24 protein-coding genes and 1 pseudogene are annotated in these 23,614 nt (G+C 40.9%); 12 read left to right on the top strand and 13 right to left on the bottom strand.

The genetic code is table 11. The annotated features are described in order from the left end of the window. Positions 1-49: 49 nt before the first annotated feature. From glgC to EYW48_RS16600, 4 genes are all read right to left on the bottom strand, one after another. Positions 50-1,294: a glucose-1-phosphate adenylyltransferase gene (gene glgC, locus EYW48_RS16615; RefSeq protein ID WP_255091656.1), complete on the bottom strand. Its 1,245-nt coding sequence runs from the start codon at positions 1,292-1,294 to the stop codon at positions 50-52. Positions 1,295-1,439: 145 nt separating this feature from the next. Next, entirely contained in the window at positions 1,440-3,344 is a 1,905-nt protein-coding gene (locus tag EYW48_RS16610; protein ID WP_171981316.1) for a diguanylate cyclase, read from the bottom strand. 179 nt (positions 3,345-3,523) lie between these two features. Then, positions 3,524-4,048: a hypothetical protein gene (locus tag EYW48_RS16605; protein ID WP_171981317.1), complete on the bottom strand. Its 525-nt coding sequence runs from the start codon at positions 4,046-4,048 to the stop codon at positions 3,524-3,526. A 135-nt stretch (positions 4,049-4,183) separates the two neighbouring features. Further along, positions 4,184-4,561 carry a NirD/YgiW/YdeI family stress tolerance protein gene (locus EYW48_RS16600; protein WP_171981318.1) on the bottom strand — a complete coding sequence of 126 codons (378 nt, stop codon included), beginning with the start codon at positions 4,559-4,561 and terminating at the stop codon, positions 4,184-4,186. Between the two features lie 157 nt (positions 4,562-4,718). On the opposite strand from EYW48_RS16600, the gene EYW48_RS16595 reads away from it, so the two are divergent. After that, the gene (locus tag EYW48_RS16595; protein WP_255199811.1) at positions 4,719-4,853 is read left to right on the top strand and encodes a hypothetical protein; all 135 of its coding nucleotides are present in this window, start codon (positions 4,719-4,721) and stop codon (positions 4,851-4,853) included. Between the two features lie 207 nt (positions 4,854-5,060). On the opposite strand, the gene nagE is transcribed toward EYW48_RS16595, so the two are convergent. Then, positions 5,061-6,527: an N-acetylglucosamine-specific PTS transporter subunit IIBC gene (nagE, locus tag EYW48_RS16590; RefSeq protein WP_053312056.1), complete on the bottom strand. Its 1,467-nt coding sequence runs from the start codon at positions 6,525-6,527 to the stop codon at positions 5,061-5,063. Between the two features lie 178 nt (positions 6,528-6,705). Between nagE and EYW48_RS16585 the strand changes: the two genes are divergently transcribed. From EYW48_RS16585 to modC, 5 genes are all read left to right on the top strand, one after another. Then, positions 6,706-7,587 (top strand): LysR substrate-binding domain-containing protein, encoded by an 882-nt coding sequence (locus tag EYW48_RS16585; RefSeq protein WP_053312057.1) that lies wholly within the window; start codon positions 6,706-6,708, stop codon positions 7,585-7,587. A 380-nt stretch (positions 7,588-7,967) separates the two neighbouring features. After that, entirely contained in the window at positions 7,968-9,410 is a 1,443-nt protein-coding gene (locus EYW48_RS16580; RefSeq protein WP_171981154.1) for a cobyric acid synthase, read from the top strand. Between the two features lie 28 nt (positions 9,411-9,438). Continuing rightward, a complete protein-coding gene (gene modA / locus EYW48_RS16575; RefSeq protein WP_176314065.1) occupies positions 9,439-10,212 on the top strand; it encodes a molybdate ABC transporter substrate-binding protein in 774 nt (257 codons plus the stop codon). After that, entirely contained in the window at positions 10,193-10,891 is a 699-nt protein-coding gene (modB, locus tag EYW48_RS16570) for a molybdate ABC transporter permease subunit (RefSeq protein WP_141652922.1), read from the top strand. The genes modA and modB overlap by 20 nt, the downstream gene beginning before the upstream one ends. Then, complete coding sequence (modC, locus tag EYW48_RS16565; protein ID WP_277432693.1) at positions 10,891-11,997, top strand: molybdenum ABC transporter ATP-binding protein ModC; 1,107 nt, start codon at positions 10,891-10,893, stop codon at positions 11,995-11,997. The genes modB and modC overlap by 1 nt, the downstream gene beginning before the upstream one ends. A 95-nt stretch (positions 11,998-12,092) precedes the next feature. Here modC and EYW48_RS16560 read toward each other — a convergent pair whose 3' ends face one another. Next, complete coding sequence (locus tag EYW48_RS16560) at positions 12,093-12,530, bottom strand: DUF3069 domain-containing protein (protein WP_277432692.1); 438 nt, start codon at positions 12,528-12,530, stop codon at positions 12,093-12,095. Between the two features lie 136 nt (positions 12,531-12,666). Here EYW48_RS16560 and EYW48_RS16555 point away from each other — a divergent pair, with 136 nt between their 5' ends. Beyond that, on the top strand, positions 12,667-13,653 hold the full coding sequence (locus EYW48_RS16555; protein ID WP_171981151.1) for a diguanylate cyclase: 987 nt from the start codon (positions 12,667-12,669) through the stop codon (positions 13,651-13,653). A gap of 88 nt (positions 13,654-13,741) precedes the next feature. Here the strand turns inward: EYW48_RS16555 and EYW48_RS16550 are convergent, their stop codons facing one another. After that, on the bottom strand, positions 13,742-14,800 hold the full coding sequence (locus EYW48_RS16550) for a GGDEF domain-containing protein (protein ID WP_274676314.1): 1,059 nt from the start codon (positions 14,798-14,800) through the stop codon (positions 13,742-13,744). 326 nt (positions 14,801-15,126) lie between these two features. On the opposite strand from EYW48_RS16550, the gene EYW48_RS16545 reads away from it, so the two are divergent. Continuing rightward, positions 15,127-15,375, top strand: a complete 249-nt coding sequence (locus tag EYW48_RS16545; RefSeq protein ID WP_171981150.1) for a DUF3297 family protein — start codon at positions 15,127-15,129, stop codon at positions 15,373-15,375. Positions 15,376-15,650: 275 nt separating this feature from the next. Here the strand turns inward: EYW48_RS16545 and EYW48_RS16540 are convergent, their stop codons facing one another. The 4 genes from EYW48_RS16540 to EYW48_RS16525 form a co-directional block, all read right to left on the bottom strand. Continuing rightward, entirely contained in the window at positions 15,651-15,983 is a 333-nt protein-coding gene (locus EYW48_RS16540; RefSeq protein WP_176247063.1) for a PBPRA1643 family SWIM/SEC-C metal-binding motif protein, read from the bottom strand. Between the two features lie 167 nt (positions 15,984-16,150). Then, the gene (locus EYW48_RS16535) at positions 16,151-17,773 is read right to left on the bottom strand and encodes an ABC-F family ATPase (protein WP_277432691.1); all 1,623 of its coding nucleotides are present in this window, start codon (positions 17,771-17,773) and stop codon (positions 16,151-16,153) included. A gap of 183 nt (positions 17,774-17,956) precedes the next feature. Next, positions 17,957-18,553 (bottom strand): hypothetical protein, encoded by a 597-nt coding sequence (locus tag EYW48_RS16530; RefSeq protein ID WP_176314028.1) that lies wholly within the window; start codon positions 18,551-18,553, stop codon positions 17,957-17,959. 235 nt (positions 18,554-18,788) lie between these two features. Then, positions 18,789-19,211 carry an organic hydroperoxide resistance protein gene (locus tag EYW48_RS16525; protein WP_053312065.1) on the bottom strand — a complete coding sequence of 141 codons (423 nt, stop codon included), beginning with the start codon at positions 19,209-19,211 and terminating at the stop codon, positions 18,789-18,791. Between the two features lie 145 nt (positions 19,212-19,356). Here EYW48_RS16525 and EYW48_RS16520 point away from each other — a divergent pair, with 145 nt between their 5' ends. From EYW48_RS16520 to EYW48_RS16510, 3 genes and pseudogenes are all read left to right on the top strand, one after another. Continuing rightward, positions 19,357-19,800: a MarR family transcriptional regulator gene (locus EYW48_RS16520; protein ID WP_176314027.1), complete on the top strand. Its 444-nt coding sequence runs from the start codon at positions 19,357-19,359 to the stop codon at positions 19,798-19,800. 129 nt (positions 19,801-19,929) lie between these two features. Continuing rightward, positions 19,930-20,445, top strand: a complete 516-nt coding sequence (locus EYW48_RS16515) for a lipocalin family protein (protein WP_176314026.1) — start codon at positions 19,930-19,932, stop codon at positions 20,443-20,445. Between the two features lie 223 nt (positions 20,446-20,668). After that, positions 20,669-21,350: pseudogene (locus tag EYW48_RS16510) on the top strand (EAL domain-containing protein). 400 nt (positions 21,351-21,750) lie between these two features. Here EYW48_RS16510 and EYW48_RS16505 read toward each other — a convergent pair. Both EYW48_RS16505 and EYW48_RS16500 read right to left on the bottom strand, forming a co-directional pair. Beyond that, a complete protein-coding gene (locus EYW48_RS16505) occupies positions 21,751-22,143 on the bottom strand; it encodes a PPC domain-containing DNA-binding protein (RefSeq protein WP_053312069.1) in 393 nt (130 codons plus the stop codon). After that, the gene (locus tag EYW48_RS16500; protein ID WP_171981143.1) at positions 22,137-22,724 is read right to left on the bottom strand and encodes a TetR/AcrR family transcriptional regulator; all 588 of its coding nucleotides are present in this window, start codon (positions 22,722-22,724) and stop codon (positions 22,137-22,139) included. The genes EYW48_RS16505 and EYW48_RS16500 overlap by 7 nt, the downstream gene beginning before the upstream one ends. A gap of 105 nt (positions 22,725-22,829) precedes the next feature. On the opposite strand from EYW48_RS16500, the gene EYW48_RS16495 reads away from it, so the two are divergent. After that, positions 22,830-23,441 carry a glutathione S-transferase gene (locus EYW48_RS16495; protein ID WP_171981142.1) on the top strand — a complete coding sequence of 204 codons (612 nt, stop codon included), beginning with the start codon at positions 22,830-22,832 and terminating at the stop codon, positions 23,439-23,441. Positions 23,442-23,614: the final 173 nt, after the last annotated feature.

Below are 23,614 nucleotides of genomic sequence, written 5' to 3'. Positions count from 1 at the left end.
ATAATAAAGCCTTAGTATTTGCTAAGGCTTTGCTTTTTAGTTGTTTTTTTCAGAACTGATAACTTTCCGGTACTACTACGATACCTTTCTCCGAGATATGAAAACGCTGTGCATCTTCTGCGCGGTTCAGTCCTATTTTTGTATTCGGTGGCACTTTTACATGCTTATCAATAATGCAGTTGGTCAGCTCACATCCAGCTCCTACCTGTACATCATCGAATAAAATGCTGTCAACAACAGTCGCACCATCATCAATTCTTACATTAGAAGATACAATAGAGTGCTGGACTGAACCGCCAGAGTTGACTACACCGTTGGCAATAATGGAGTTGATAAAAATACCCTCGTTACCGGTGGCAGAAGATACAGTACGAGCGGGGGGGTATTGTGCTTCGTAGGTGCGAATTGCCCAGTTCTTTTGATACAAGTTCATCGGTGGAACGGGTTCAAGTAAATCCATATTGGCATCGTAAAAGGAATCAATTGTGCCTACGTCACGCCAATAGCAGTCTTTCGCCACTCGGCCATGATCCCCACAAAATTCATAGGCATAAACAGAGCCAGTTTCAATTAATTTCGGGATTATGTCTTTACCAAAATCATGGCTAGAGTGTTCTAGTTCAGAGTCATAGTGTAAGGCGCTTTTTAATGTTTCCATGTCGAAGATGTATATCCCCATTGAAACCAAACTGCGATTTGGGTTATTGGGCATTGGCGGAGGATCGCTCGGTTTTTCGAAAAATGAAGTGATCTTGAGTTCTTCACTGACACTCATTACGCCGAAAGCCGAAGCTTCATGCCTTGGTACATCCATACAAGCAATGGTCAATGCTGCTCCAGATTTCTTATGCTCCTCTAACATCGCTGCGTAATCCATGCGGTAAATATGGTCACCAGAAAGAACCACAACGTGCTTAGCATCACTACGCGAGAGCAACCACATATTGTGGTATATCGCGTCAGCTGTTCCTTCGTACCATTTCCCTCCTTTACGCATTTGTGGGGGAACCACCGTAATGAATTCGCCAAGTTCTGGGTTGAAAATTGACCAACCATCACGCAAATGCTTTTGTAATGAGTGAGATTTGTATTGGGTGAGAACTAATATTTGACGTAATCCGGAATGGAGGCAATTAGTGAGTGTGAAATCAATAATTCTATATTTTCCACCAAAGGGTACTGCAGGTTTTGCTCGATCATCGGTGAGGGGGGATAGTCGTGAGCCCATACCGCCCGCTAACACGACTGTTAATGTGTCTTGCATCTTATTTCTCCCTAAATGTGTGCAATTCATATTCCATCATAGAGAGTAGTACAATTTTCGAGCCACAATGGAAAGCGAGTCTAAACAATAGGTTAAAAATCTAATAACGTATTATTGCACAAAATTAGAGCAATATTTTTTTGAGGCGCACTATTTTGAGTGTGCACTGAGTATGCTAAGCGAATTGATCCATTTCAATGCTTGCTAAAACAGAAACGAGGTTACGACCCGACGTTTTTGACTCATACAAAGCAATGTCTGCTCGCTTATACACTTCTTCAGGTCTCTCGGTAATGTCAGTTACCCCTCCGCTGATTGACACTTCTTTTTTATGGTTTAAGTGCACAGCAACGCGCAGGCGGTGCATGACCAATTCTGCTTCTTCTAGGCGGGTGTGCGGCATAATAATGGCAAATTCTTCTCCGCCAATTCGAGCAAGAAAATCGGTTTCTCTTAGGTGTTCTTTCAATTGTTGGGCAACGGAACGTATGATTTTATCGCCTTCAGCATGCCCGAGCTTATCATTGATTCTTTTGAAGTGATCGATATCGATAATAGCAAGGCATGACTGTTCACTGTGTGGATAACGTTTGACGCGCATGCATTCCGAACGAATTTCTTGGTCGAATTTTCGGCGATTCCAAATGTTGGTTAATGAATCTTTTTCACTAAGTTCGCGCAGTCTATCTTCTAACTCTTTGCGATGGCTGATATCGACAAACGAGGCAACGTAAAATTGAATAATGCCAAGCGTATCTCGAATGGTTTGAATCCGAAGGATTTCCGTTTGTAACGAACCATCTTTACGTTTGTTAACGACTTCGCCTTCCCATATTCCTTCATCTTGAAGAACTTTCCACATATTCATGTAGAACTCTTGGTTGTGTCTACCAGAAGAAAAAACGGAAGGTTGTTTTCCTCTTACCTCTGCTAATGTATAGCCACTAATTCGTGTAAATTCGTGGTTAACTTTAATGATTCGGTTATTGCGATCAGTAATGACCATAGCTGACATACCATTCATCGCTGCTCTAGCTAATTTACTTTCAATACTGTTTTTATCGTGGTGCGCATTCCAACGAACACACAAGCCAGAGATAAACATCACCAATAGTGCCACAACGATCGATTGGAACCGTATTGTCATGTGTTGTTCATTAACTAACTGGTTTATGGTTTGTACATCTAATGTGCGGAGTAAATAGAGATGATCCATGCCGGGAAATGCACTTTGCAGTGGAACTGAAATAAAGCTGTATCCAGTACCGTTATCTGTGATATTGCCGGAATGGTAAAGTTGCATTGCCCGCCATAATTTCGGTGCTAGTTCACTTATATTGGTGGAATGAAAATCGACAGGATCATCACTTAATAGCAGCGTTGGATCTTCTGCGTGTATATAAGTACCATCTCGCGCAATAATGTCAGGACGCACTAAGGTATCTAAATTATAAGCCAGTCTTTTATAAAGATGTTCAATACTTAAATTGGCAGTGAAATAGCCTTGTCTTTTGCCATCAAAATCAATGGGCGCAATAATTCTAAAGACAAGCTGCTTGGGAGAGACTAATTGACTATTCTCCATCTTTTGGCTAATGCCAAATACACTGATTTGATTTGGCGGCAGACTTTGCGCATATTGAAAATAGTCACGATGTGATTTGTTTTGTAGGCGGTCATGGGGTACAACTTCGGTAACATCGTTTTGCTGATTGACTCGAACCAGCTCGTTACCTGATGCATCAAAAAGCCTTAAGCATGAGTATAGATTTTGTACTCTGGTGCTGAGTACCCAGAGATCTTGCAAGGCTTCAATATTGAGTTCTGTTGGATCACGCAGTGCATTATATAGCATGCCATTGGTAGAAAGGACTTCAGTCGATTTATAAACGTTGCTGATCGCAGCAAGCAATTCGTGCTTATGGTATTCCAATTGGGAATGGTTTTTTTGTTCGATCAACTGCAAAGTCTGTTGCTGGGTTTTGTCGAATTCATGCACAAAGTAAAGCAGAGGCACAATCCCTAATACGGCACAGACAAGTAACCATTGGGCTAAATATTTATATAATGAACGAAACATAACGGTACGCATAAGTTATTGAGTGCATAGTATAGCGTTACTATTTGAGATGTCGCTTCCATATTTCTCAGTTCGTGGAGTAGGTCAAATTTGGCGGTTAGTGATTGACTGCAAAACGAGTGAATTTAAAGTAATAAAGAAAAGACTAGCGCACCAAATAAAAGGCGCACTAATCTGATTTAAAATTGGAAACGGACACTCATGGTTATTTGAGGGCCATAAACGCCATTGTTTTTGGTTTCTGCACTGAGTGATAATTGCTCGGTAGAATGGAAACGTATACCCGCACCAAATACGGAACGTTCATCATTTTTCCCAAGTTTAACATTAGCTTCGAGTTGGTTTGATAACCAGATACGACTGCCAATATTAAATTCCATTTGGGTTCCGCTATCTCCACCTTCTTCAGCGGTCTGCTTTATATGGTGAACAAGCAACTGTCCGAATACATCGGCAAATTGATTGATTGGGCCATTAAAACCGATACCACCTGCGGCATCCCAATCGCCGTCAAACCGAGAATCATAACGAGCGATAATGTGTGTATTTTCAGTCAATAAGGTACTGAATTCGACGCCAGAAGATTCAGGGTTTACTGCGGTTCTCACTTCAAAAAAGTTGTAACTAAAATTATTTGCTTGCGCTGAAAAAGAAAGAACAGATGCCAACCCGACTAGGCTCAGTGAGTACGCTTTTTTATACATGTACGCTTCGTCCTGAATGATGTAAAACAAAGGAGTTAAGATACAGCAATGGCCTGCAAATTACAGGCCATTTTATTAAAAATTAGCGTCTTATTGTTATTTATCAAACACGAGAAGTGGTGAATCTAAGAGGCTCTAGAGTATTTGCAATTGATCAACTTCGATTTCAGGGGTGCGACCGCCTTCATACTCTCCAAACAAGCGCACTTTAGTTTCTGCATTAATAGGTGCTGCCAAGTGAATATCATCATCCAATTCGACTTGAATCTCTCCTTTACCATCGCTAAAGATAAACTTGTCGTGGCGGATTTGACGAATTAACTGCCCTTCAACCACAACGTGCTTTTCGGTAAACATGCTGGTGTCTTGCAGTAATGATTCTACTGAAGTTAATTCAATGGGCCCACTGTAGTTAATGGCGGTGTTATTTTGGTTTTTATGATGATCACCTGCGAAAGCAAAAATGGGAGCAATCATCATCGAAGCGGCTAAAGCTAGAGTTGTATGTTTCATTATCAATTCCTTTATCGGTTTACTGTTTTGATGATGTGATTAGAACATGTTGATTTTGAATGAGAACTGAGGGCGGTATTAATATTCCATTCATCTTGTTGAGTGAAGTGTGGCTGTGGCGGTATGATTGATGTCAAATTTATTGAATAGAGTTCGTATGGAATCGACATTAAAGTCTTTAATGGTGCAAGGCACGACGTCAGATGCAGGCAAAAGTGTCTTGGTGGCAGGTTTGTGCCGCGTATTAAAGGGTAAAGGTTACCTCATTATAAGGCTCAAAATGGTAGAGTAGATAAAACACTGGTTGAAACATACACCGTGATAGCGTTAGCACTCCTAGCGTTTAAGTTGGTTGCTATTTAGTCAGTTAATTGATGAAAGGACTAGCGATTGATTTTCCAAAATGAAGTGCAGATTCGGTGACTAGCCGTTTCCGCACTTCGGGGGGGATGTGATGGCGGTGAAACCATCACAAATTCTTTTGAGCAAGGGTTTTCGATTAGTTAGCTAGCGCTATTTTCATTTGCTCAGCGACTTTATCAACTTTGCCTAGCCCGATGATAACCTGCAGGCCACCTTTACCTATTTTAACTACACCAGCTGCACCTAATTTCTTCAGTTTGTCAGAATCTGCAAGCGATGAATCTTTTACCGTCAAACGTAGGCGTGTAATACAGTTATCGACTTCTAGAATGTTGTCGGCACCACCGATAGCTTCGATATAATTTTGTGTTAGTTCACTTAAACCTTCGATCTTCAGCACGGCTTGTTCGTCTTCCATTTGCTCTCCACGGCCTGGAGTAGGTAAGTTGAACTTGATGATAGCAAATCGAAATATGGTGTAGTAAATCGCAAAGAACACAAGACCTTGAGGGATCAGCATGTACCATTTGTTAGCAAGAGGGTTTTGGCTTGACAATACAAAGTCGACAAATCCAGCAGAGAACCCAAAACCAGCCATCCATTCCATACTGGCTGCAATGTACAAAGAAAGGCCCGTTAAAATAGCATGCACTAGGTAGAGTGCAGGAGCTAAAAACATGAAGCTAAATTCTAAAGGCTCAGTGATGCCCGTAAAGAATGACGCCATCGCCGCAGCAATCATAATTGCAAATACTTGACTTTTGTTTTTAGCGTCAGCACAGTGATACATGGCTAGAGCAGCAGCAGGAAGGCCAAACATCATAACTGGGAAAAATCCAGCTTGATACATACCTGTTTTACCAATGACAGCCGTTCCATTTGCTATAGATTGTGCGCCGCCAAGGAAGTTTGGAATATCATTTATACCTACCACATCAAACCAGAACACAGGGTACAGTGCATGGTGCATACCGACAGAGAGGAACAAACGGTTAAAGAAACCAAACAGTCCAGCACCGATTGCTCCCATACTTTCTAGTTTGATACCAAATTGAATTAATGCATCGTAAATCACAGGCCAGATGTACAACAGTGCGAAAGAAAGCACCATACCCGCGATAGAAGTAAGAATAGGAACTAAGCGTTTACCGCTAAAAAAGGCTAATGCCTGAGGAAGTTCGACAGAGGAATAACGGTTGTAAATCTCGGCAGAAATTATACCAATAAGAATACCAATGAACTGGTTACTGATTTTTCCAAAAGCAGCAGGGACATCATTAGCTTCAACCCCGATCAGTTGAGCAACAGAACCAGGCGCAAGCAGAGTCGTGACGACTAAAAAGCAGACAAATCCAGAAAGTGCTGCCGAACCATTTTTGTCTTTGCTTAAGCCAAATGATACGCCAACGGCAAACAGAACCGCCATGTTATCGATGATAGCGCCACCAGATTTAATTAAGAATGCAGCAACAATACTCTCTGACCCCCAGCCAACAGGATCGAGCCAATAGCCGATTCCCATAAGAATTGCAGCCGCTGGTAATGTTGCCACTGGCACCATTAGTGCCTTACCCACTTTTTGCATATACCCAAGTATATTCATGTTTGCCCCTAAAAATAATTATGTAATAAAATTTTTATTGTGTCGTATCACAGATGGTCATATTAAAAGTGAAACATCTCTGACAAATCCTTCATTTAGTCTATTTGAAGCTTATTTTGTGGTGCGAACAAACGAAAAAAACAGTAGTATGAATTAAAATATTTAATGAATTAAGAAAATGGCTAATCACCAACTATTACTAAAAAATGTACACACCTTCATCGTTGCGGCAAAAACATTAAGTTTTACTCAAACTGCCGAGCAACTTCATTTAACTCAAGGTGCGGTAAGTCACAGAATTAGAGTGTTAGAAAATGAGTTGGGTTTTAGTCTCTTTGTTCGAAGAACGAGAAATCTGGAACTAACATCTGAGGGAAAACGCTTTCAAACCACAGTAGCTAAGTCGCTGAACTCAATATTTACTGAAATCGATGAAATTAACGCCAGTGATTTGAGTGGGGAAATCTCCATTGCAACGTCACCAGGCTTTGCAACTGGTTGGCTGGTCCCTAGGTTGCATGACTTTAAAAAGAAATACCCTAAATTTAATGTGAATGTCATGGCTCAAGAAGGTCAACAAGATTTTTTGAATGATGAAATTGATGTAGCAATTTATTTTGGTTCGGGTGACTACAGTGATATGTATTGTCAGCGATTATTTGGGGAAAAATACATCCCGGTCTGTTCGCGCCAATATGCGAAAGAGCACCAGCTATTTGAACAAGGAACCGAGGCTTTAAATAGAGTTAATTTTATTCATGGATACGGATCTAATGTGTGGGAAAGGTGGATGCAACATATGAGGTTGGATGTCGATATCTATGAGCAGTTTTATCGTATGAGCCACCGAGGGTTAGATATTCTTGCAGCACAACAATCCGTTGGTTTAGCAATGGGACGGTATCATTTTGTAAAAGAGTTAATTGAAGCCGGGGAGCTTGTGTCACCATTGCCAAGTATGTCAACAAACAGAGGGTATGATCTTCTTTGCCCACTTGGGTCAGAAAAAAGGCCTAAGATAAGAACCTTTATTGACTGGATAGAGGACCAACTTAGTTAATTTTGCTCTTACATCGTCTAAAACGTCGGGTTAAGCAAAAGGTTTACGGTTACTTAAATGGCGCTTTTTTTGTTGTTGATTCTGCACGTGATTAACTCCAGCTAAGGCCGCAGTGAAAAGCTAGAGTTACTAGGTGTTGTTCTGCTGGTTGTATAGTTAATTAAACCACCAGTGAGTGATGTAACGGCTTTTTCCTATTAGCATTATATAAACATAGGTTATTATTGCTGATCTGGGATACTACTTTTCCCATGTACCAAAATTTGTACCAAATGTTTTGAAGTCATTGAAGGTGATCACCTTTGATTTTTGTATGCCTAGCAATCACTTTCTCCTTTCTGTATTGGTGGTATTTTAATTTGTTGAAAAATAAATATTTAATGGTTCAAGGTACGACGTCTGATGCTGGGAAAAGTGTCTTAGTGGCGGGTTTGTGCCGTGTATTGTTACGTAAAGGGGTAAAGGTTGCCCCATTCAAGCCACAGAACATGGCATTAAACAGCGCCGTAACGCCTGACGGTGGTGAAATCGGTCGAGCTCAAGCGGTACAAGCCCAAGCGTGTGGAATTGAGCCTTCGGTCCATATGAACCCTGTACTGCTTAAGCCTAACTCGGATACTGGTGCACAAGTCATTTTGCAAGGTCGAGCTCTATCAAATATGGAAGCGACCAGCTACCACGATTATAAAAAAGTGGCGATGGACACCGTTTTAGATTCTTTTGCACGGCTGCGTCATGAGTACCAAAGTGTCATGATTGAAGGTGCAGGTAGCCCGGCAGAAATTAATCTACGTGAAAATGATATTGCGAATATGGGGTTTGCAGAAGCTGCTGGTGTGCCGGTGATTATTGTTGCTGATATTGATAGAGGTGGCGTCTTTGCCCATCTATACGGCACATTGGCTCTTTTATCTGAATCGGAACAAAACCGCGTACAAGGTTTTGTGATTAACCGCTTTCGTGGCGACCTTACCTTACTCCAATCAGGCCTGGATTGGCTCGAAGAAAAAACAGGTAAACCGGTCATTGGCGTGTTGCCATATTTGCACGGGTTTGACTTAGAAGCTGAAGATGCAATCACCAATAGCCAAGTTTTAAATGAGGATGTAAAACTGCGTGTGGTGGTGCCTGTCTTCACTCGCATTAGTAACCATACCGATTTTGATGCGCTGCGTTTAAACTCAGATATTGATTTACGCTATGTCGGAAAAGGGGAGCGACTAGACAAGGCGGATTTGATCATCCTGCCGGGAAGTAAGTCGGTGCGTGCGGATCTTGATTACCTTCGTACACAAGGTTGGGATGTTGATATAAAGCGTCATTTAAGGTTTGGCGGCAAAGTACTAGGTATTTGTGGCGGCTATCAAATGCTTGGCCATACGATTAGTGACCCATTCGGTGTTGAAGGTCTGCCAGGAGAAAGTAAAGCGCTCGGGTTATTAGATATGACCACGGAATTGACCGCTGAAAAGCAGCTCACCAATGTGCAAGGTGAACTAATTTTGCCGCAAGGAAAAGCACAGGTGTCGGGTTATGAAATCCACGTTGGACGCTCCACTCCTATTGCTGCGCCTTCGTCAGCCATCATAAACTTGAGTTCAGGAAAAACCGATGGTTTGCACAGTGACTGCCAGCAAGTGATGGGCACTTATTTACATGGTATTTTCGATAGTTTTGACGCCACAGATCTGATTTGTCGCTGGGCGGGGGCACGAAGTATCCAGTATTATGATCATGTTGCACAAAAAGAGCAGGCGATTGACCGTATTGCAGATGCAATTGAAGAGCATTTAGATTTAGCACTATTGTGGCCAGATTTGTGAATGTAATCAGATAAATAGGCACACTAAAATGAGAAAAATAATCGCGTTAGCGTCGGCACTCTTTTGCTGCGCCAATGTACTAGCGCAAGAAAAAATCACGATTTACGCTGCTTCGTCGATGACTAATGCAGTGAATGAACTGATTGACTCTTATCAAATGCAATCGGATGTAGAATTAGTTCCTGTTTATGCTGGTTCTGCGGCATTGGCGCGTCAAATTGAACAAGGTGCTCCCGCCGATATTTTTATCTCAGCTAACGATAAATGGGTGACACATTTGATTAAAAAGAACGTGATTGATCGCCATGATGTCTCTTTACTGGCGGGGAACCAGTTGGTGTTGATCGCGTCCAATTCATCGCCACTGAGTACATTGGCTGCTCATGATGTCAATGCTTGGTTGAGTGCGCTTGACGGCTCTCGCTTGGCTGTGGGTAACGTAATGTCGGTTCCTGCAGGCATGTATGCTAAAGAAGCGTTAACCGAGTTGAATGTCTGGTCGGCATTGTCGTCAAAGTTAGCCCAAACCAATAATGTGCGACTCGTTCTTGCTCTAGTGGAACGGCAAGAAGCTGATTTAGGAATCGTTTATAAAACCGATGCACTAATGAGTAACAAAGTAAAAGTGATCCATGAATTTGACCCACAATTGCACAGCGCTATTCATTATCCTCTGGTCAGAATCACCAGCAAAGAGGGCGTCGATATGCTTGTGCGGTATCTGCAAAGCGATGAAGTAAAACAAATACTGCAAAAGCATGGCTTTCGCGTAGCGATAGGAAATGAAAAGTTTGCTCTCTGAATATGAATGGCTCGCCTTACAATTAAGCTTAAAAGTGGCGCTTTACAGCGTGGTTTGGTTATTGCCTCTGGGTTTATTGTTGGCGTGGATACTCGCGAGAAAGCAATTCTGGGGTAGAAGTGCGCTAGACAGCTTAGTTCATTTGCCACTAGTTTTACCACCAGTTGTCATTGGCTATTTATTGCTGATAAGTATGGGGAAGCAAGGAGTTATCGGGCAATGGCTCGATAAATGGTTTGGTATTAGCTTTAGTTTTAGTTGGCGAGGTGCAGTATTGGCTTGTGTTGTGGTCGCATTACCGTTAATGGTTAGAGCAATTCGACTCAGTTTAGAAAGTGTTGACCCTAAATTAGAGCAAGCGGCGCGAACGCTTGGCGCCTCACCGTTTAAAGTTTTTGTCACCATTACTTTACCATTGACGTTACCGGGAATAATAACGGGTACCATGCTCTCTTTTGCCCGTAGTTTAGGGGAATTTGGTGCCACTATTAGCTTCGTTTCTAATATTCCTGGTGAGACACAAACCCTACCATTGGCTATGTATAACTTTCTAGAAACTCCAGGAGCAGAAATGGAAGCGGCGAGATTGTGCATGATATCGATAGCGATCGCTTTAGCATCTTTGTCTGTTTCAGAGTGGGTTAGCCGCAAAATGAAACTGCGTTTGGGGGCACCATAGTGAGTCAACTAAAGGTTCGATTTAATAAGTACTTAGGTGAAGTTAAGTTAAATGTTGACCTCACCCTTCCCGGGTCAGGAATTTGCGCTATTTTTGGCCGTTCAGGAGCTGGTAAAACATCGTTAATCAATGCCATCAGTGGCTTAGTTGAACCAGATGATGGTGAAATTGAGATCAATGGACACTTAGTTTATAGCAGTAATAAGGGCATTAACCTTCCCGTTGAACAGCGTAAAATTGGTTATGTGTTCCAAGAGGCGCGTTTGTTTCCACACTATAGCGTCAAAGGTAACTTAAACTATGGCGTCAAAGTGAATGATGCCGGCTATTTCGCCGTTATCACCAAACTGTTGGCATTAGACAATTTGCTTGAGCGTTACCCGCATGATCTCTCCGGGGGAGAAAAACAACGCGTGGCAATAGGCCGTGCATTGTTATCTAAGCCGGATGTGTTGCTGATGGATGAGCCACTGGCCTCGCTTGATCTTCCGCGTAAAAGAGAGGTGATGCCGTTCTTGGAAGAGTTGGCGAAAAAAGTAAAATTGCCCATTCTTTATGTCACCCATAGTATGAATGAAATTTTACGTTTGGCGGATCATCTGGTGGTTATTGAGCAAGGTAAGGTGGTGACAAGTGGGGATATTGAACAAGTGTGGTCATCAAGTCACATGCGGCCATGGCAATCCTTCTCTGAACAAAGTAGTTTGTTTTCCGCGCATATTTGCCAGCAAAATCAGCACTATGCACTCACACAAGTTGAATTGGCTGACACGGTTAAGCTGTGGGTTCAGCATGTTGAAGGCGAAATTGGTTCCTCAGTTCGGCTGCAAATACGTGCCAATGATGTTTCAGTAACGCTTGATAAGCCCAGTCGTTCTTCTATTCGTAATATTCTATCTGCGAAGGTGAGTCAAATTGAAAAGCAGCAACAAGGTGCTAGTAAAAAAAGTGTCGCAATACAACTAGAGTTGGCCGAACAATGCTATTTATGGGCCACAATAACGGAGTGGGCGCTCGATGAACTGCAACTGGAAATTGGAACTGATGTTTTTGTGCAAATTAAGGGGGTGAGTGTATCTCAACGCGATATTGTCTTTACTCACTAAGTGTAATCTCACATAGATGTCCTTACCTACAGGACAAAGTAAAAAGCCGTCAATATGAATGACGGCTTTGGTTCATTGAATTAAACTTCAAGTACTTATTTTGCAAATACTTCTTTAAAGTCACGCTTTAGGATTGGATCTCGGCGTGCTTTCTTGATCTGCTTAACCATGTCTTTAACGCAGTTGTGCAGCACTTGGTCAAGAAGTTGCGTGCGGTATTCTTCTTTGTCCTGGTCACTCATCTCTTTTGGTAAGTTCAGTGTTGGAAATTCTTCCATCAGATTAACACCAGCAAAAGCTTGGCTGACAGAAATTAACGCATGGAATTGTTCAAAATTATCCAATACGTTTTGGGCACTGGCAGGTAGAGAATTCCAAGATTCACGTACTGCTTCTTCAGATACTTCATGTATAGACGTCACCATGTAGTACATCGCTTCTGGTACTTGGTCAAATTCGATTACTTGACGCAGTTCTGGTGAAATGGTTTCTAAGTCCACTACAGGTTGCTCGGTTTGGGTTACTTCAGACATGAAGGTATCTCTTTAGGGTAAAATGACATGCTAAAAATTTATGGCGAAAAGTCAATATTGTGCGCAAAATTAATCGATAAAAGCAGATAAATCTGTGTTATACGTAGGCACATAGATGAAAACAGGTGGAGTTTTGATGAAAAGTTCGGGTTCTTCAATGAGGATCTTGCTGGTTGATGATGTACAACTCGATAGAATGCAGCTCGCTATTCGTCTCAAGCAGTTGGGTCATTGCGTTGAAGCGGTGAGTAGTGGTCAAGAGGCTTTGGATATCTATTCTCAATTTGATCCCGAGTTAGTGTTGCTTGATATCTCAATGCCAGAGATGGATGGTTTTGAGGTATCGCAAAAAATTCGTAAGCAATATCATGAATGGGTGCCAATCATTTTCCTTAGTGGCCATGATGAGCCGTCGATAATCGCCAAAGCTATCGATGTTGGTGGCGATGATTACCTCACCAAACCGGTGGATAAATTGGTGCTCAATTCTAAATTGATCGCTATGCAGCGTATAGCAAATATGCGACGAGAATTGAAGCATGCGACAGTGAAACTCGAAGAGCTCAACAAAGTATTGCAACAGCAAGCCAATGAGGATGGGCTAACTCAAGTTTTTAACCGACGTTTTATGGATGACAAGCTTAAAGAGATGATTAGCCTACATGGTCGATACCAATTTCCTATCACGATGATTTTGTTAGATGTTGATCATTTTAAACCGTTTAACGATAACTATGGCCACATTGAGGGTGATAAGTGCCTTATCACTCTAGCGCAAATGGTGAATGAGTTATTTTCCCGTACCGGTGAATATGTGGGTCGCTATGGCGGTGAAGAGTTTGTGGTATTAATTGGTCATGCAGACATTGAGCAGGCCCAAATTGCCGCTCAGCGTATTCAACAGGAAGTTGAAAATATCCACTATCCTCACGCTTATAGTCAAACAACAGATCATGTCACGGTTTCACAGGGTGTTATAACGTTCATCCCGAAGGGAAATGAATCAATTGTATCGATTTATTGCTTAGCCGATGAAGCTTTATACCAAGCTAAACATCAAGGAAGAAACCGCTTTATCGTCGCTGATGTTACCGACAAATTGCTAAGTCTATCGGCAACGTAATATTTACCCACCGATGGGCTCTATTCTTGAATTAAAAATGGTGCACAGCAGGGTTCTGAACATTAAACAGAGTTAATTAGGTTTTATGTCATTTAGACCCAATAGCAACGCGAAAACAGTTTTTTCCTGATTTTTTCGCTTGATACAGCGCTTCATCTGCACGACGAAAAGTAGTGGTTTTTAGCGCCTCTTGATGAAGTGCTATTCCGCTGCTTACTGTAACTGAGCGTCTAATACCGAAGTTGTGCTGTGCAATAGATTGGTGAAGTCTTTGAATATGATGCTCTACCGTCTTGTAGTCAGTGATGGTGAAGGCAATTAAAAACTCTTCTCCCCCCCAACGGCCTACTTGAGCAACGTCTTTAATATTCTCCTCCAGTAAACGAGCCGTTTTCACCAATACTTGATCTCCAATATCGTGCCCGCATTGATCATTAATCCATTTAAAATCATCAATATCGACAATCGCAATCCACTGAATATGCTGCTTTTGCAGCAATGCTTCCATATGGCGACGGTTAAATAATTGGGTCAACACGTCGGTATGAGAGAGGATATATAATTGACGATTAGACTCTTCTAACTGTGCCATGGTCTGTTTTCGACCAGAATCGTAGAAATAAGCAATTGAAAATAGGAATAAATAGATAATTGTTAAATGAATAAAACTGATGGTATCAAATGAAACAGGGAGCCAGTGATGCATCTCGGTCAGGCAAATGTAGGCAACAATAACAAAATTAACGAGGCTGAATACTGAACCAATTTTGTAGCCAAGAACAAAAATCGCCACAATGGGTGTTAAAAAAGAGAAAGCCAAAGCAAATTCACTGTGGCCAGTGCCAACAATGAATAGCAGACTTATCGTCGTCATCACCGAGACCATAATGGTTGCAGCAATTTTAGAATTTCGACTCTGCCATAAGAAAAAATAGCTTAGAAAGCACAAGCCTATTCCTATCGATTGAATGATGGCTAACAATTGGTTTGGCACAATAATCGTATTGTAGTAAACAAAAAAAGCCAAGATCGATGTTAATACAGTAAGAGAAATAAAAACAAATGAACTTTCTCTAAAGTCTTTATCGGTATGGCTTATACCAAGCCATTTTTCTAATCCATAACTAAGCACAATGGTTTTCGTCACCTTTATTCATACTGGAGACACTATACCTTAAGGTAAAAGATAAAAACCATAGCCAACGATAAAGCTCATAGCTAGAAAAAGCACCGAGGTCTGCACATTGGCACGGTCATAGGAGTATTCAAGGCGGTTTATGGATACCAGAATGGCAACCAAGCGATCTTCGAGTGCATAGAGGTTGATTCTAATCGGACTCGAAGACACAGTGCTCTTAGGTTTCTAAGCCCAGTCAACGTTGAACAACAAAATGTCGCTTAGTTAAGTGTCTAGTATTGCTGGTGCAGTTCAGTCTACAATAGCGCACTTTTTACATACTTCAGGTTATGAATATGAGCGACACTAACGCTAAACCAGCTTTACCAGATCACCTTGCTGGCAACCCTCGCAGTCCATATCACGTGGCAGAGTGCTTTGAGCACCATATTGGTATTCGTCTTAACGGTAAAGAACGTACAGACGTTGAAGAATACTGCATCAGTGAAGGTTGGGTAAAAATTCCTTCACCGAAAGCGAAAGATCGTTTCGGTCAACCAATGTTGATCAAACTGAAAGGTGAAGTAGAAGCTTTCTATAAATAAGTAGAATTTACGGCTATCTATACCCAAACCACTTGGAGTTGCAGGTAGGCGACAAGTGAGTGAATGCCCATGAGCATAGATAAACTATACGAGTGGGGTGAGCAAGCGTAGCCAACACCGTTGCGGCTTCAAGTAGAAAGGGGATATATGCAATACATGAGCTTTTTGTACATCATGTATTGCATTTTTAGAGCGGAAAATATCTGCTATTGATGGAAGTCTGCGCAAAGGTAGCCAGCAAACGCCGCAGCCACTTCAAATAGGAAAGGTATAATTTAAGCGCAGCATTTCTTATATTTTTTGCCACTACCACAAATACATGGATCATTACGGTTAGGGGTCTTTTCAAACGTAATCGTTTTGGGTTTATTAAGCAGTGTATCTAGCTCAACGGTATTTTCCTCTCTCCCAGCATCAACAACAATATTGGCAATAATTGAATGTTCAGAGACGAGTTTTTCAATTTCGGCTTTTCGCTCTTCAGTCTTTACGACTACAGAAATCGGAGATTCTTCAGTTCCAGCTTTAATGTCACGGTTTACATTGTAGCCAGAAAGAACATGGTTTTGACGCGTTTCTATACGACCTTTGAAAAATAATTTAGACATTGTTTACTCATTAATATTTAAGGCGATTGGCCTGACATGATGATTATATACAGTCATAGTGAGTACAGATATAAAGCATCGTACATTGCACATTAGATATAAGAAACGCCATTGATCTTCTATGTGGTCAATGGCGTTTTGTTAATGTTTTTAGTTAAATAGGTTACTTAGGCTACCGTCAACATTTTTAGTTGATGAGAAAGGTATTCATCATATGTACCTTGAAAATGAACCAGTTGCTTGTCTCTTACATCAATAATTGAGGTAGCAAGAGAAGAAACAAATTCACGGTCATGGCTGACAAAAACCAGTGTGCCTTTGTAAACTTTAAGCGCGTTATTTAGCGCTTCAATGGCTTCAATATCCATGTGGTTGGTCGGTTCATCCATGACCAGCACATTGATATCTTGCATCATCAGCTTACCAAACAATAAGCGATTCTTTTCACCACCGGAGCAGTTCTTTGCTTTTTTATTAGCATCGTCAGCGGTGAATAGTAAGCGGCCTAAAATGCCTCGCACCATCAAGTCATCATGTTTGGCTGTGCGCCATTGTGAGATCCAATCGAAGATGCTTAAATCATTATCGAAATCAGCTGTACTATCTTGAGGACAGTAGCCGATAGACGCATTGTCAGACCATTTAACTGTACCATGAGTTTGTTCTAATTCTTTAACGAGGCAGTGTAATAAGGTGGTTTTACCAACACCATTTTCGCCAATTACCGCTAAACGAGTGCCAGCCTCAAGCAATAAATTTCCGTTTTCAAATAATAATTCGTCACCAAATGCATGACCTAAATCTCGCAGTTCTAGAGCTTGGCGATACAACTTTTTACCTTCACCAAAATCGATCGATGGGCTAATTCTGCTACTTGATTTGACTTCATCGAGTTTGATTTTATCCATCTTCTTAGCACGAGAACTTGCTTGTTTTGCTTTTGATGCGTTCGCACCAAAGCGGTTGACGAAATCCTGTAGTTCATTAATTTCTGCTGTTTTTTTCGCATTGCTCGCTAACAATTGCTCACGAATCAAGCCCGATGCTTCAAGGAAATATTCGTAGTTACCAGGGTAGATACGTAACTCACCGTAATCGATATCTGCCATATGAGTGCAAACTGAATTCAAGAAGTGGCGATCGTGCGAAATAATGATCATTGTACATTTACGCTGATTTAGCTCTTCTTCCAGCCAATTGATGGTATGAATATCCAAGTTGTTGGTCGGTTCATCTAACAGCAGGATATCTGGATTGGCAAAAAGTGCTTGAGCAAGCAGTACGCGCAGTTTCCAACCAGGAGCAACTTGTTGCATCAGGCCAAAATGGAACTCTTCTTCAATGCCAGCTTGCAGCAAAATATCACCCGCGCGACTTTCTGCTGTGTAGCCGTCCATTTCAGCAAATTCGCTTTCTAGTTCGGCGACTTTCATGCCATCAGCTTCACTCATTTCAGGCAGAGAGTAAATTCTGTCACGCTCTTGTTTGATTTCCCAAAGCTTACGGTCTCCCATGATCACTACATCGATTACGTTGTATTGCTCAAATGCAAACTGATCTTGGCTTAACACGCCCAATTTTAGTCCAGGAGTAATAGAAACGTTACCTGAACTTGGCGCTAACGCGCCACTAAGAATTTTCATGAACGTTGATTTACCACATCCATTGGCTCCAATTAAACCGTAACGGTTACCGTTACCAAATTTAGCAGAAATGTTTTCAAATAAAGGCTCGGCGCCGAATTGCATGGTGATGTTAGCGGTAGATATCAACGAAATATTCCTAGGCATTAAGATTGGTCTATCACGGTTTGTGTGATGCCAAATCAACAAAATTTAAAGAAAGAATGAATAGCTGGCGGATTATACAGACTTATTAAGCAAATGACAGATGTGAGATGCGGGTCACGAAAAAGTAACGACTCAAATTTTCTGCAGTTGACTCAGTTAGATCAATTTAGAGAGGGTCGTAAATCAATGGTCAATTCTTTCCATTGGCATAGAGAGTGGAGCGTCTTGATCCCTTGAATTAAGCAGCACCATTTCTTCTTGTTTATAGATTATTTTAAGTGTGTCGATTTTGCTGATTAGCGTTTCAATATCTGTTTTTAGGGATTGGTTTGATACAACGTAACGCATACTTGAATGAGCATTTATTTTTGAACCTGACTGCGTGCAGTGTTCATTCAATGAGCGCCATTGTTGTTCCTGTTGAGTAACAACAGTATAGCCTTTTTCTAACTCTAAGTGTTCCTTCGTAAGAGAGAGCTGCATGTTCTGCGTCGCCAAAATATGGCTTTCTAGCTTTTCATTGAATACGATTTTTGATGGGTGCCAAAGGGCATGTAGTTCATCTTGTGTAAACTCTTTATGCAAGAAGATGTGCTGCTTGTAAATCAGCAATAAATCATTAAATGATTCAGCGTGTCGATTATACCAATCATCCACTCTGTGTTGTGAACTTATCGTCTGGTTCCAAACCTGTTCGCTACATAACTCACCTCTAGCATCGAAAGATATGACTAAAACGACAAACATTGACGTTATTACATAGGTGGTTTCCCGTTGCATAAAAATTGGCTCATTACTAACCCCAAAATGAGTATATACCCAAATAACTTGAAGTTGCAGGCAGGGAAAGCTATAGGTGATGATTTGTTAACGCTTATATGTAAAGGTATAAGATTAAGTGCATAAAATGCGAGTGGGGCTATTAGTAAAAAATGCTATACAGAGTGTATCGTTATCAAATAGAAAGAAGACCAGAATAATATTCGGAGCCTTCTTTCTACATGTTCTCATTTAATCAAAGTGTTACGCCGTTCACCGTTAGCTGTACATCGATATTTCCACGTACCGCGTTTGAGTAAGGACAAACCTGATGAGCGGTATTAACTAAAGCGATAGCTTGTTCTTGATCTAATTCCAATTCGACAGATAGGCTAACTGTTAAGGCGAACCCCCCCTTATCGTTTGGACCAATACCAATAGTTGCGGTTGTTGGTGCTGATTTAATGGCTACTTTCATTTCACGTGCAACATGCAAGATCGCGTTTGAAAAACACGCTGAGTAACCAGCAGCAAATAACTGTTCTGGGTTAGTAGCTTCTCCAGTTCCCCCCATTTCTTTCGGGTAGCTCAAGGCCAAAGATAATTTATTGTCATCGGTAGTAACTTGGCCGTTACGACCTGCTAATGCGGTTGCTGATGTGGTGTAAAGTGCTGCCATGATTGTTCTTCCTTTTGTAATATTGATATATTTAAAATTGCTAGCAATTATATTGTGCACAATCTTTGTTGGGGTGATATTAATTGAAAGTTTGAGAGTGTGCAAGTATATTGTGCACAATTAATGTTTGTTGTGAGTAATAGAGATGGAAACATCAACACAAAACGAGTATCTAAGTTTGGATAATCAAGTCTGTTTTGCGCTTTACAGTGCTTCTAATGCAATGGGAAGGGCATATCAACCGCTACTGAAAACACTTGATCTGACATACTTGCAGTACATAGTGATGATGGTGCTCTGGGAAGAACAGTCAATCAATGTAAAACAGCTAGGTCGTAGGATACACCTAGATTCAGGGACTTTGACGCCATTGCTAAAACGTTTGGAAACGAAAGGGTATGTAAGCCGAACTCGTAGCCAAGAAGACGAACGGATTAGAATTATCTCAGTCACTGAGCAGGGTACAGAATTACGTGAAAAAGCAAAAACAATACCTGTAGAGATGATGGGGATGTCTAAGATGAATATTGAAGAACTTATAAAACTGAAAAGCGACTGCGAAAAATTACTTGCAAATCTCACTGCTTGATTTCACTTACTCACTCGTTTTCATAGTAAGTTGTTATATTCAAAAATCAAACCATCGGTAGTGTGGCAATGCAGTGGTATGTATTTAATGCTTGCTCTCTGTCAATGATATTTAATAGGAGATGGTAGCTTGAAGAAAATATTATTAATGATTAGTACACTAGTACTTAGTGGCTGCTTAGGTATGCCAGACTCGGTAAAGCCGGTAGCCAATTTTGAGCTCGATAACTATTTAGGTAAATGGTATGAGATTGCTAGGCTTGATCACTCTTTTGAAAGGGGACTGACTCAGGTAACAGCAGAGTACAACCTTAAAAGCGATGGTGGTGTCCTGGTGCTGAATCGTGGGTTTTCTCAAGCTGACAACGAATGGCAAGAGGCTGAAGGTAAAGCCTATTTTGTAAATAGTAATTCAGAAGGCTACCTAAAAGTCTCTTTTTTTGGACCATTTTATGGTTCATATGTTGTATTTGAATTGGATGAGAAGGATTATCAATATGCGTTCATTTCTGGTCCCAATACAGATTATTTGTGGCTTTTGGCAAGAACACCATCTGTAGAACCTGAAGTGATTGAGAAATTTATCGATATGTCCCAAGAGCGTGGTTTTGATACTTCAAGCATCATTTTTGTTGATCATAAGTAAGTGAGTTTTGTCTTAAATGAGCGATGTGAAGGCTAGGATAAACGGAAAATTAAATGATTTTTCTCTAAATATATCTGTTAGTTGAATAAATTATCAGCGTCTACTAGGCTTTATTCTATAACATAACTATAAGGTCAGTATAATGGATGAACAGCAAGTAGAATGTGAAAGAGCGTTTTGCAGTAATTGCTTTGAAGCAGGCCATTTAGGCTTTGATTTTACGATGGCTTTTCAACCGATAGTGAATTGTAGAACTCAAGCCATTTTTGGCTATGAGGCTCTGGTGCGTGGATTAAATAACGAATCAGCTTATTCGGTTATTTCTCAAGTGAATGATGATAATCGCTATGTGTTTGATCAACAATGCCGAGTTAAAGCGATAGCACTGGCGTCAAAGCTGGGTATTGATTCAATACTTAGTATTAATTTTCTGCCCAACGCTATCTACAAGCCTGAACGCTGTATTCGCACAACGTTGGAAGCAGCGAAACGGTATAATTTCCCAACCGAAAAAAATCATGTTTGAGTTCACCGAAGTGGAAAAAATCGAAGACAGTTCTCATGTCAAACGAGTGATAGAATATTATCACTCGCTTGGTTTTAAAACAGCGACTGATGATTTTGGCTCTGGTTATTCTGGACTTAATCTACTTGCTGATTTCCAAACGGATATTATTAAATTAGACATGGGACTGGTGCGCGATATACATCAAGATAAAACACGTCAATCCATTGTTAAGCATTGCTTAGCAATATTCAGCGATCTAAATATAACCCCACTGACCGAAGGTATTGAAAAAAGAGAAGAATTCGTTTGGTTAATGGAAGCTGGCGTAGATTTAATGCAAGGGTACTTTTTTGCTAAACCAGGTTTTGAATCGTTACCTGAGGTAACATTTGCTTGAATTATAAAGAGGGTACGATGGTTGATGTTGCTCTCTATCATTGATGAGAAAGAACGTAGCTTACATTGTTATTTGATTCATGCAGAAAAAAGCCCAGTTGCCACCAATAGGATTGGGCTTTTTTGTCGATGAGAGAAAGTTAGTTTGTCGATGGACGAATATTTACAGCCGTTTGTGGTGACCACACTTTCTAAAACGCATCGTAGATATCAAATTCATTCAAATGGGCAATGTATCCAACTCACTCTAAGGGCTGATGTACGCTTGCTGCATATGAATAGTCATAACGATACGGTCAGTTTTGCGAGCTGCATAATTTGTTTGATATGAGGAAGTCATCGCTTGTAACTCTTGTTGATAATGTGTCAATGATTGGTTATTTCCCTCATCAATTATTCTGTCACCTTATCACCAACTCACTGTAGTGTGTTGAGGGATCGAACTCTCTATCGAATACGAGGTTGGGATATGAATGTAATATCAATTCTGCCGTTGTATTTACAATACAACCATCTAAAAGATGACCTCCAATCATTTTTCCTTTGCTGTCTGATACCGCAATGTGCAGATGCAAATGCTCATTGGTTAGAGTGCCGCCTAATGAGATGATCTCAAATGGCTCTGCTAGATACAGGGTCGATTGGCCATCAGCTAGCCGAATTTTTAACTCAGATAAACATCCTACACATGAAGCAATATTACCTGCCTGGATCTTGTGCTCTTTCACCAATGCAGCAATAGACTGCTTGAGATCATGCCCTCGAGTTAGTCGTGATGCTGTCACTTTTAACATGCTGTATTTCCTCTCAATAGCGCTAACAACGCATCTAAAGCGTTTTCCAAATCCTCATGACGTTGCGCTTTGCCCATAACCCGCATACCTTGCATTTGTACCAGTATTAAATGCGCGATGTGTTTCGCGGGTAAGGAATGGGGGAGTTGTTGTTCATTTTGCGCATTTTTCAGGGCATTGGTAATAACCACAAGTAAGCCATCAAACAGTTCTTTGCTTTTTTGCAAAACATAATCGTCTTCGCCTGCATGCTCAATCACGGCATTTTGCATAAAGCATCCGCAGCTATTTAGCCTTTGTAAATGAGCAAAGTTTTTTAAAAACAGCTCAAGTTCTGGCATTGATGCCGTGGGTTGATTGAGCACATTGATTGGGGGAAGAGATACTGATTCTAGATACTTATCGATCGCCTCGTAATAGAGTTTTTGTTTATCTCCGTAAGTATTGTAGAGGCTAAACCGATTAATTTTCAGCGTGTCTACTAAGTCTGAAATCGCAGTATTAGCATAACCTTTTTGCCAAAACAGATGCATTGCCGCGAGCAGTTTCTCATCTCTATCAAAATTACTTTTACGTGCCATATACCACACTTCTTAAAACAAAAAACATTCTTGACTGATCGTTTATAAAACGAGTAGAGTCTAACCTAAACGAACGTTCTGAAAAAGTAATTAAAAGGATATTAGATGAAACTGTATGAGTTTGCGCCAACACCAAGCTGTCGACGAGTAAGCATATTTCTTAAAGAGTTAGGCTTAGACGTCCCTCGAGAGCAAGTGAATGTCAGAGAAGGAGATAACTTGTCTGCAGAATTCTTACAGAAGAGTGTAAACGGTAAGGTGCCATTATTAGAGCTAGATAGTGGTGAGACTATTTGCGAAAGCGTGGCGATTTGTCGATATTTTGATTCGATTAAAGAAAATGATTCATCCTTATTTGGCGACAGCGCATTAGATAAAGCCCAAGTAGAAATGTGGCACCGAGTTGTTGAATTTCAAGGCATTTACGCAGCATTTCAAGCATTCCGTAATATATCGGGAATTTATCAAGACCGTGAAACTTGCGTATCCGAGTGGGGGTATGAAAGTAAGCATCGAGTTGCGTCATTTTTACCTATTTTAGACCAGCGTTTATCTGATTCAGATTATGTAGCGACTGAAAGATTTACTATCGTGGATATAACGGCATTTATATTCGTAGGTTTTGCAGAAAAAGCACTGGAACTTAATGTGTTAGAGACCTACCCAAACATTGCCCGTTGGTTTGAAGTGTTGAATCAGCGTCCATCCTTTCAGTAAGCGATAGAGTAATCGGATTGTGTGACATTGTCACTTTTGTGTGCGATGCGTATTTCGGTGATTGCGATCGCTCGTTTCGGTTTATTCCGATCACCTGATCCTGCCGTTTTTCTCTCTTCCTATTTTTACTCTAAGTGATCGGATTGCGCCAGTTTTCTCATTGACTCACCGCC

This window comes from Vibrio sp. 1180_3, assembly GCF_029478545.1.
GTDB lineage: Bacteria > Pseudomonadota > Gammaproteobacteria > Enterobacterales > Vibrionaceae > Vibrio > Vibrio aestuarianus.
This window is presented reverse-complemented; position numbering and strand designations above follow the sequence as displayed.